Origin of the sequence: Bifidobacterium panos (genome assembly GCF_012932445.1) — a bacterium.
GTDB lineage: Bacteria > Actinomycetota > Actinomycetes > Actinomycetales > Bifidobacteriaceae > Bifidobacterium > Bifidobacterium panos.
In genome coordinates this window covers 1-1,072 of the sequence record NZ_JAAIIJ010000042.1, presented here as the reverse complement: position 1 = coordinate 1,072, position 1,072 = coordinate 1, and the positions used below count along the sequence as shown (strand labels likewise).

Annotated in this window: 2 protein-coding genes; both read left to right on the top strand. The window is 61.2% G+C overall.

Features of this window, described 5'->3' with window-relative positions; genetic code table 11:
* Positions 1 to 158 precede the first annotated feature (158 nt).
* Positions 159 to 503: a hypothetical protein gene (locus G1C94_RS07610; protein ID WP_172147248.1), complete on the top strand. Its 345-nt coding sequence runs from the start codon at positions 159 to 161 to the stop codon at positions 501 to 503.
* A 66-nt stretch (positions 504 to 569) separates the two neighbouring features.
* Positions 570 to 1,072 (top strand): hypothetical protein (locus G1C94_RS07605; protein WP_172147245.1); only part of this gene is annotated, 503 nt, incomplete at its 3' end.

The window sequence follows — 1,072 nt, the reverse complement described above, 5'->3', positions numbered from 1 at the left end:
GCCCCGATGGTCAAGGCCATCCTGGACGCGCTCACCGACGCCGGATGGTGGCCGGACGATGACGGCAAGCATCTTATCGGCCCCGACTACCGGGCCGGCGAACGCAGCCAGCATAAGGGCTGGTATGCGATCACGCTGCGAATCGAAGAGAGGGAAGCATGAACGACATGGACAAGATCATGAATACCGGCATCGGGAACGGAACCATGAAGATCGTCGATGCCCGACTGCTCTACGATCCGGCGCATTTCAAAGCCCCGGCAGTCCGCATCCAACTGACCTTGCAGGGGGTGGTCATGCGGCATTACCTGACGTTCAAACCCAAGCTGCTGCCGAGATTGCTTGATGTCGCCGCCGTGGAGATCGGGGAGAACGGCGTCGCGGATTTGCAATGGCTCATCGGATGTCCCGTGAAGGTAGAGCTCAACGCCCTTCACAGTCCGACGGCGCTGATCAACATCTACGACGAGTCCAAGAGACTGTCTCTGGAAGTGCGGCCATGAGCGTGCGTGAATCGTTGAGCTGTACACCGACTTGTTCAAATCAGTCAACATTCTCAAGGAGACGCGATGAGGGATACGGTGCTTTGCCTGTGTGACGTCTCGGGGGTGTTTGCACGGCCCTGGACCGAACACGGGTATCGGGCGGTGTGCGTTGACCCGCAGCACGGGTTTGACCATGATGACGGGTCGTACACGCTGCTGGCGCGTACCGTCGAGGAATCGTTTAACGAAATCGGCGCTCTCATCCGTGATGGGCGGCTGGCTTTCGTGGCCGGGTTCCCGCCCTGCACGGACATGGCCGTGAGCGGCGCGAGATGGTTCGCCGAGAAATACGCGCACGATCACCTGTTCCAAGCCAAAGCCGTGAGTGTGGCGGAGCAGTGCCGAGTCATCGGCGCGATCAGCGGCGCACCCTGGTTCGTGGAGAACCCGGTATCCGTGCTGTCGGGCGTGTTCGGCAAGCCGGACTGCACGTTTCAACCGTTCGATTTCACCGGCTGGTGCGCCGAGGACAACTACCGCAAGCGCACCTGTCTGTGGACTGGCGGCGGCTACCGCATGCCCCCCCC